Below are 7,394 nucleotides of genomic sequence, written 5' to 3'. Positions count from 1 at the left end.
TATTCTTCTCTATACTTGTGAATTTCATCGAGAATTTCATTTTTATACATGACTAAACCTCTAGGTTATATCCAATAAGCTCATAAGGAGTGCAAATAACTGGCAATATATATCCGAGATCAGAACTAATCTGAGCCAGCTGGTGGTGAATTTGGGCATTTGCCATGTGCTTGCAGTTCCATGTTAGCAAATAATCTAAGTTATAGACGGTTGCTAATGCCATATGTAAAGCGTCGTTAGATGCCTTTAGGGGCAGATTGCTTTGAGTCAGAAACGCTTGCGAAAGTTCAAACGCATCTTCCGTAAGTTCGAGAAGCATTAGGGATTGTAACAAGTTTAACCGTTGAGCGGCGATTATCGGATCTCCCTTAGCTGCCTCATCTTCAACGATCTCTGATGCGTAAAGCGTAAATGAGCTACTATGTTCGTTCCACCAATCCTGGGTGATCTTGATATTAGCAGCAACGATCAGATTGTCAGTGGGTCTGGCGGTTAAATGCCCAAAAATACTTGTTTCAATATAGACGCTTCCATTAACGGCAACCTAGAATATCTTTTCGCTCTCTATCCTACCTTATTTAATCTTGGTTTTGAGGGTGTTGGGTAACAGCCGTCAACCCAACCGACAAGATCAGCGTACTGCTACGCAGTGCCTTCGCCATCGCACTTAAACCCACAGCTGCAATCAATCTGCATGGTGCGTTCCCCAAAATCGATCGCCGGAGCGGTGGGAGCCTCATTAGGGAACGCACCCTACGGCTGGTGAGCAAGTTGTGGCAAAAACATACTTTTCGTTTGTTGCGTTTGTTGCATTTATTTCGTATCTGGGCTACACTAGGCCGTGGTACTCTGGACAAGAGTTCAATCAACAGTATGAGCGGCACAAGACAATGGCTACTGGAATCGCTGATTTTCAAGAGACAATTGCACCGACTGCGGCAGATACAGAGCTTGCGCGTGAGTCAAGCCGTCAGCTTTCAAGATTTCTAGGCAAACGCCCTGTTGGAAACCCCTTGCCTGACTTCAGACTGCGTGTGCAGGCGGATAATGAGCCAGAAGAAGTGGTTGTTATTCCGATGTCTGCATTTCGCCTTTTAACTGATATTCTGACGCAAATGGCTCGTGGCAATGCAGTTACTTTGATGCCTGTATATGCTGAGTTAACGACACAACAAGCAGCAGATATCTTAAATGTATCACGTCCATTCCTGATCAGTCTGATTGATGATGGCAAGATTCCATACCGAAAAGTGGGAACTCATCGCCGGATTCGATTTGACGACCTCATGACCTATAAGCATGACATAGACCAGAAAAGATTACAAACTCTTGAAGAACTTACACGCGAAGCACAAGAGTTGGACATGGGCTATTGATTGTGAGCAACTTCACTGCATTATTCGATGCGTGTGTTTTATATCCAGCTCCTCTACGGGATTTTTTGATGCGTTTAGCGATAACAGATTTGTTCCGTGCCAAATGGACTGATGAAATTCATGATGAGTGGATTCGGAATGTTTTGAAGAATAGACCTGATCTCACGGAGGAGCGTCTTCACCGTACAAAAGCTCTGATGAACAGTAATGTACGTGACTGTCTCGTTCAGGGTTATAAAGATCTAATTCCATCGCTAAACTTACCAGATGCCAATGACCGTCATGTACTAGCGGCTGCCATTTGTGCAGGAGCCGATGTGATTGTTACATACAATCTGTCAGATTTTCCGGCTACAACTCTTGAGCAATATGGTATCGAGGCTCAGCATCCCGATGAGTTTATTATTCATCTGATTGATTTAGCTCCTTCAGTGGTCTGTGAAGCTGCTAAGCAACAGCGAATGAGTTTAAGAAATCCCCCGCAAAGTGTTGATGAGTTACTGGCAGCTTATGAAAGGCAAGGTCTAGCCCAGACTGTAGCAGAACTCAGAGTGTACGATGGACTACTTTGAAATTCTCAAAACTTTATCTGTCTAACGCCTAGGTTCAGGGGCGTCAAAAAGTAAAGCGAGAAACGAGCGCAGCTTTTTGACGTCCACTGGAACCCCTTGTTAGGCTTAATTATTTATTCGCAGGATGATCGGGTTGATTCATCTGTCTCAGGCCAGAGCTATAATGTTTGTAATCCCAAGATACACTATCACCTGAATCTAGTTTATATGCAGCAAAGCCAACTGAAGGCATCTGTCCGTTGACGAAATATACCCAATAATAACCGTTATTCCCTTGATTATTTTCCACCCCATCAATTGAGGTTAGATATTCGCTATCACCAGATCCCTTTGATGTGTAGGTAACGCTTGGATTACATGATTTTGCTTCATCTAACAGTGTTTTTACTGTCGATTTGTTGGGAACTATTGGAAGATAGTCACAAGCTTGCCATGGCGGTGTATGCCATTGTTGTTGCCAATCAATAAACAAATTTGCTGTATTGGACATAACTGTTCTCTCCATTTGCAGTCCCTGTTGAGATTATAGATAGACTTATCAGAGGGACGTACTGACAAGCCTAACTACATAATATACGGAAACTTTCCGTATCTCACACTAAATACACATTTTTTAAAAAATCTTTCCGCATATTACTCTCCTATAGAGCGATCACAAGAACTCTTCCTATAAAATTACAAGTAAGTCTGTTATGCCGAATTATTATAGGTGTTCTCAGATGTTTTGAAAATCCCACAGGGTGGCCGATACAAAATTAGGTTATACTTCATCTTTATGAGAAACGATGACATACCGGGAGCGAATTGGGGGGATTGATTACCATATTTAACTTCATTTGTCAAGAAATTCGCTCATTTTTAGGTGCGATCGCTTTTTACACGATTATTCCCGTTCCGATTGCTTGGCCGGATTTTGGTAGAATTGCCCGATGGATTCCCTTAGTGGGCTTATTTTTGGGTCTAATTCTGGTTTTGCTCGATATAACTCTAGCTGGCCTGGGAATGCCACCCCTGACTCGTGCAGTTGTCCTTGTGGGGGTTTGGGTTTATCTAACGGGAGGACTACACCTTGATGGAGTTAGTGACACGGCCGATGGTTTAGCTGTCACCGACCCCCAGCGTCGTTTAGCGGTCATGGCCGATAGTGTTACCGGGGCCTTTGGAGTCATGGCCGTGACTATGGTTTTGCTGCTAAAAATCGCCGCTTTGACTGATTTAAGCGATAATCGAGCCTTAGCTCTAATTTTAGCACCAATTTGGGGACGTTGGGGGCAAGTAATGGCGATCGCTCTTTATCCCTACCTCAAACCCACCGGCAAGGGAGCCTTTCATAAAGTGGCTTTTTGTCTGCCCTGGGACTGTGGGGGAGTAATTTGGGGGTTAATCGCCCTATTTGGTGGTCTAAGCTGGGGAATAATCGCCATTAGTGCTGGAATCGCCCTCGCTCTGCTTACTGGTTACTGGTTATATCGTCGTCTTCGCGGTCACACTGGCGATACCTACGGTGCGGTGGTAGAGTGGACAGAGGCTCTATTCTTGGTTTTTTTGACAATAATTAGCTAATTTTTGCCTTCCACGGCCCGTAAACGGGTTAATTTCAGGGTAAATTTTCCCCCACCGGTTTCTCCGAAAGCTCTCACCCGAATAATATATTTACCCGACTCGGTAATGCGTGCAAAGAGGAGAGCATTAGTGCCACCATCAGGACCATCATCATTTTCTGCTACAGTGGAACCATCGTCGGCCAGGAGAATTAAAACTCCATCAAAGTTTTCCGATTTGAGATCGATGGCCACCTGATCGTCCTTTTCCAAATCTACCGTATAATCCCTAGCAAACCCCCCCTCCCCCGTGGGAATATCCTTGTCGGTGAGAGTATCGTTAATTTCTTTGTTGAGGATGAGGGGGACGGGATTATAGATTTTTTCCGCTCGCACTGGTAAAGATTGACCGCTTAACCAGAATAAAGTGAGCAAGACGCATAAACCAGAATAGCGACCAGTCAAAGGGAATCTTATCATAGGGGCAGGTATTCGTTTTCTCAATCTCCCTATTCTACAAAAAACTGATAACTATCAGCAGTTCGACAAAATTAAATTCACACCCCAGAAAAGGGGAACACCGGAACTGCGGAACTGCCTGTGATTAATTTACTTAACTATGAATATATATTCTTTAGTTAGCAAAAACAAGTAAAAAAATCCCCCTTTGAGCAAGGGGGAAAGAGGGAAGATAAAACCCGTCTAAGGTAATTGCTGTGATCATTAATTGACAATATTTAAAAGAGATTGATTGAAAAAGAACTAGAAGTTAAAAACTTAAAGAGGGTTCTTACATGGGCAAAGAAGCTAAAGACTGAGTGATATTATAGGCTTGACCGCGATAGGTAACGGCTACCGGTTTCTCAATGCTTTGAGCGACATCACGGTTTTTTAAATAGGGAACACCACGATAGCCTAAAATCAGCGGACTGGAAGCAACGGTGGCAGTGGGATTTTTCTCGTAAGCAATGCCGCGATAGGTTAATTTCATAGCTGTCTCTGGAGATAATTAGTGAGCTAGTCTTATCTCCATCGGCAGCGAAATTAATTCCAGAAAAGCTCAACTTTTTTCTGGGTAACTATCCTACCAAGAAGACCCACGATAGCGCATTTCTCGACGCAGAGCATAACGACGGGCAAAATTAGGAACATCGCCCCGATGACCTAATAAAATGACCGTATCGCCTTGCTGTAGAATGGTGGAATTGTCGGGATGGGTGATGACACCACCATCAAATTGACGCACAGCAACGATAATAAAAGCACCCTGTCCCCGCACTTCCATCTGACTGATAGGTTGTGCCAAAAAGGGTGAATCGCTTAAAATCGAGTATTCTTCAAATTGCAGGTCGATATCGGCTAATAATTCGTTAAGATTGCGTCTACCTTCATCTTCCTGTAAAAAATCAATCGCGGCCGGATGGGTGATTAAATGGGCCATTCTCTCTGCTCCAATGGTAGCAGGTAAAACCACTTGATCGGCTCCAGCTAATTTTAATTTTTTCTCAGTGCTGGGATATTCTCCCCTGGCGATGATGTATAGTTGCGGACTGAGTTCTCTTGCGGTTAAAGTGATAAAGACATTTAAGGCATCATCGGGTAACACAGTCGCTAAAACTCGCGCTTTGTCGATGCCGGCTTTCTGGAGAATACTTTCATCGGTGGCGTTACCATTAAGAGTTATGTAACCTTTTTCCTGAGCTAATCGAATGCGATCGGGGTTATTATCGACGATAATAAAGGATTGGGCTGTTTTTGCCAATTTAGTCGTTAGGATGCGTCCTATGCGCCCAAAACCGCAGATTATGACGTGATTTTCTAAGGATTCCATCTCTTTATTCATCCGGCGATCGCTAAAAGCTTTGTTAATTTCTCCCTCGGTGAGCATCTGAAAAAACCCTCCCACCACATAAACGGCCGAGGTAGTCCCACAGACGATAACTAACATGGTAAAAGCTCTCAGACTAGGAGTGTTAATCGGTTTAACTTCCCCGAAACCTACTCCAAATATGGTAATTATCACCATATAAACGGCATCGAGAAAACTCCAACCGTAGGCCATATAACCGATAGTTGCCCCGACTACCGTAGCGAGAAAAAAACTCGCCCCGATGATGATCCTTTTCAGTGAACTTTGCATCGATTTCCGTGACCTGACCATCTAGCTATCAGCTTACAGCAGAATCGAGGAGACTCCGAGACGGGAGACAAAAGGCAATAGGCAAAAGGCATCCCTTCTCCTTTCTCCCCAATTCATAATTCATAATTCATAATTCATAATTCATAATTCCCTTGAGACTTGACATTGGGGACAAAAATGAGCCGAGCGCCCACTTAATTTAATTCTGGCAATAGTTGCACCGCAAAGACGACAATTTTCGCCGGTACGACCATAAACCCAGGCCATCGCCCCATAATTGCCATTAACTCCCGTAACGTGGAGAAAATCGCTAAAACTGGTCCCGCCTTCAGCGATCGCGGTTTCCAAGACAGAAATAATGTTTTTTGTCAATAAGTCTATTTGCTCAATTTTCAAGAGATTAGCGGCAGTTTGGGGATGGATACCACTTTTAAAAAGAACTTCATCCGCGTAGATATTACCAATTCCTGCCACCACATTTTGATCGAGGAGAAAAGTTTTAATCGGACGACGACTTTTTTGACAGTGACTATAGAGGTAATCGGGGGTAAAATTGCGATCAAAGGGTTCCAATCCCAGTTTTTTGAGAGCAGTAATCACGCTTTCTGGGGTTTTATCGGCGGCAATCCACCAAATTTTCCCGAAAGTGCGGGTATCGACGAAGCGCAATTCTTGCTGATTAGCAAAAAAGAAGCGTAAGCGCGTATGAATCGGCAGGGGAGTGGTATCTTTTACCCAGAGCAATTGTCCGGTCATACGCAGATGAACCCCGATACTGCTACCATTATCTAAATTGGCGAGGAGATATTTGCCTCGGCGCTGCCAATTGGTAATCGTAGTCTGAGCAATTCCTTGCAGAAAAGTTACCTCGCAATTAGGATAGGCTAGGGTACGCTGTAATAATACTTCCCCACCGATAATTTTTTTGCCCTGGGTAACTTGATTTAACCCGCGACGCACCGTTTCTACTTCTGGCAATTCTGGCATATAAGTGATTGAACAAAATTAAGTTCTTGGTTAGGGTAGGCAAAAGACAAAAGATAGATAAACAGAACTTTTTAAGTAAGTGATTCTAATTAAATATAAGATAGATTTTGCCTCTGATCCCCCCTGCCCCCCTTGATAAGGGGGGTGCCGATAGGTGGGGGGATCAGAAAATTTTTAACACCTACCTACTGATCGGGAAACGACACCAAATTAACGTCAATTCTACTTTAACTTTAACATTTCGATAGTATCAATTATTTCCCGTTCAAAACCGACTTGAGCGCGATTAGTTTTACCACCAATATAAAAGCGATCGCCCGATTGTAAAGCCCAAATTTGGGAATGGGAAAAGTAGCTCATTACCACTCCCATCATCAATAAAGCAAAACCTAAATAGACAATAGGTACTCCCGGATCTGCCTTAATTTGTAAACCTGTACTGCCGACTAATTCGACTATTTTTAGATTAACTCCATTGATAGGAATCGTCATTCCTTCTCGCACAGCAGAGGTTAAATCTCCCTTAGCATCATAGACAATTAACGTACCTTGTAAATCTCTGACTAAAAGAGAAACTCCCTCACTAAGATCGGTTTTAGTCGGAATCCAAGTTCCCCAGATTTGTCCATTACCTTTTGTGTCTAAACTAGCCATCGGTAGCTGTAGGATCGGACTATTATTCACCTGTACTTTTACCCCAGCAATTCCCCAACTGGTTTGATAAAAAGTCACCCCTTTATGGTGCAAAGGTTGGTTAACTTGAATAGTTTTGCGATCG

At 43.4% G+C, this 7,394-nt stretch carries 10 protein-coding genes; 3 read left to right on the top strand and 7 right to left on the bottom strand.

Features of this window, described 5'->3' with window-relative positions; translation table 11 throughout:
- Positions 1 to 52: 52 nt before the first annotated feature.
- Complete coding sequence (locus PX484_RS08415) at positions 53 to 520, bottom strand: type II toxin-antitoxin system VapC family toxin (RefSeq protein ID WP_288103439.1); 468 nt, start codon at positions 518 to 520, stop codon at positions 53 to 55.
- A gap of 253 nt (positions 521 to 773) precedes the next feature.
- On the opposite strand from PX484_RS08415, the gene PX484_RS08410 reads away from it, so the two are divergent.
- The gene (locus PX484_RS08410) at positions 774 to 1,376 is read left to right on the top strand and encodes a helix-turn-helix domain-containing protein (protein ID WP_256094059.1); all 603 of its coding nucleotides are present in this window, start codon (positions 774 to 776) and stop codon (positions 1,374 to 1,376) included.
- 2 nt (positions 1,377 to 1,378) lie between these two features.
- Positions 1,379 to 1,948: a PIN domain-containing protein gene (locus PX484_RS08405; RefSeq protein ID WP_256094060.1), complete on the top strand. Its 570-nt coding sequence runs from the start codon at positions 1,379 to 1,381 to the stop codon at positions 1,946 to 1,948.
- Between the two features lie 109 nt (positions 1,949 to 2,057).
- Here the strand turns inward: PX484_RS08405 and PX484_RS08400 are convergent, their stop codons facing one another.
- Entirely contained in the window at positions 2,058 to 2,438 is a 381-nt protein-coding gene (locus PX484_RS08400) for a DUF4430 domain-containing protein (protein WP_069474938.1), read from the bottom strand.
- Positions 2,439 to 2,752: 314 nt separating this feature from the next.
- Between PX484_RS08400 and cobS the strand changes: the two genes are divergently transcribed.
- Positions 2,753 to 3,511, top strand: a complete 759-nt coding sequence (gene cobS / locus PX484_RS08395) for an adenosylcobinamide-GDP ribazoletransferase (RefSeq protein WP_287767361.1) — start codon at positions 2,753 to 2,755, stop codon at positions 3,509 to 3,511.
- Here the strand turns inward: cobS and PX484_RS08390 are convergent.
- The 5 genes from PX484_RS08390 to PX484_RS08370 all read right to left on the bottom strand — a co-directional run.
- On the bottom strand, positions 3,508 to 3,969 hold the full coding sequence (locus PX484_RS08390; RefSeq protein WP_130756408.1) for a PPC domain-containing protein: 462 nt from the start codon (positions 3,967 to 3,969) through the stop codon (positions 3,508 to 3,510). The two genes, cobS and PX484_RS08390, sit on opposite strands and share 4 nt — an antisense overlap.
- A 310-nt stretch (positions 3,970 to 4,279) precedes the next feature.
- On the bottom strand, positions 4,280 to 4,480 hold the full coding sequence (locus PX484_RS08385; RefSeq protein ID WP_002803232.1) for a DUF4278 domain-containing protein: 201 nt from the start codon (positions 4,478 to 4,480) through the stop codon (positions 4,280 to 4,282).
- 93 nt (positions 4,481 to 4,573) lie between these two features.
- Entirely contained in the window at positions 4,574 to 5,629 is a 1,056-nt protein-coding gene (locus PX484_RS08380; protein ID WP_287767358.1) for a potassium channel family protein, read from the bottom strand.
- Between the two features lie 141 nt (positions 5,630 to 5,770).
- Complete coding sequence (locus tag PX484_RS08375) at positions 5,771 to 6,616, bottom strand: DNA-formamidopyrimidine glycosylase (protein ID WP_002803234.1); 846 nt, start codon at positions 6,614 to 6,616, stop codon at positions 5,771 to 5,773.
- Between the two features lie 222 nt (positions 6,617 to 6,838).
- The coding region (locus PX484_RS08370; protein WP_288103434.1) for a cytochrome c biogenesis ResB family protein at positions 6,839 to 7,394 on the bottom strand (556 nt) is incomplete at its 5' end.

The sequence above is a fragment of the Microcystis sp. M49636_WE2 genome, from assembly GCF_030065375.1.
Classification (GTDB): domain Bacteria; phylum Cyanobacteriota; class Cyanobacteriia; order Cyanobacteriales; family Microcystaceae; genus Microcystis; species Microcystis aeruginosa_C.
The sequence above is the reverse complement of the archived record's forward strand: the minus strand, read 5'-3'. Positions and strand labels throughout refer to the sequence as shown.

Bases quoted from the DNA above. Each gene is read 5' to 3' on its own strand.
- PX484_RS08400 (WP_069474938.1), bottom strand. From the start codon at position 2,438: ATGTCCAATACAGCAAATTTGTTTATTGATTGGCAACAACAATGGCAT.
- PX484_RS08390 (WP_130756408.1), bottom strand. From the start codon at position 3,969: ATGATAAGATTCCCTTTGACTGGTCGCTATTCTGGTTTATGCGTCTTG.
- PX484_RS08385 (WP_002803232.1), bottom strand. From the start codon at position 4,480: ATGAAATTAACCTATCGCGGCATTGCTTACGAGAAAAATCCCACTGCC.
- PX484_RS08380 (WP_287767358.1), bottom strand. From the start codon at position 5,629: ATGCAAAGTTCACTGAAAAGGATCATCATCGGGGCGAGTTTTTTTCTC.
- PX484_RS08375 (WP_002803234.1), bottom strand. From the start codon at position 6,616: ATGCCAGAATTGCCAGAAGTAGAAACGGTGCGTCGCGGGTTAAATCAA.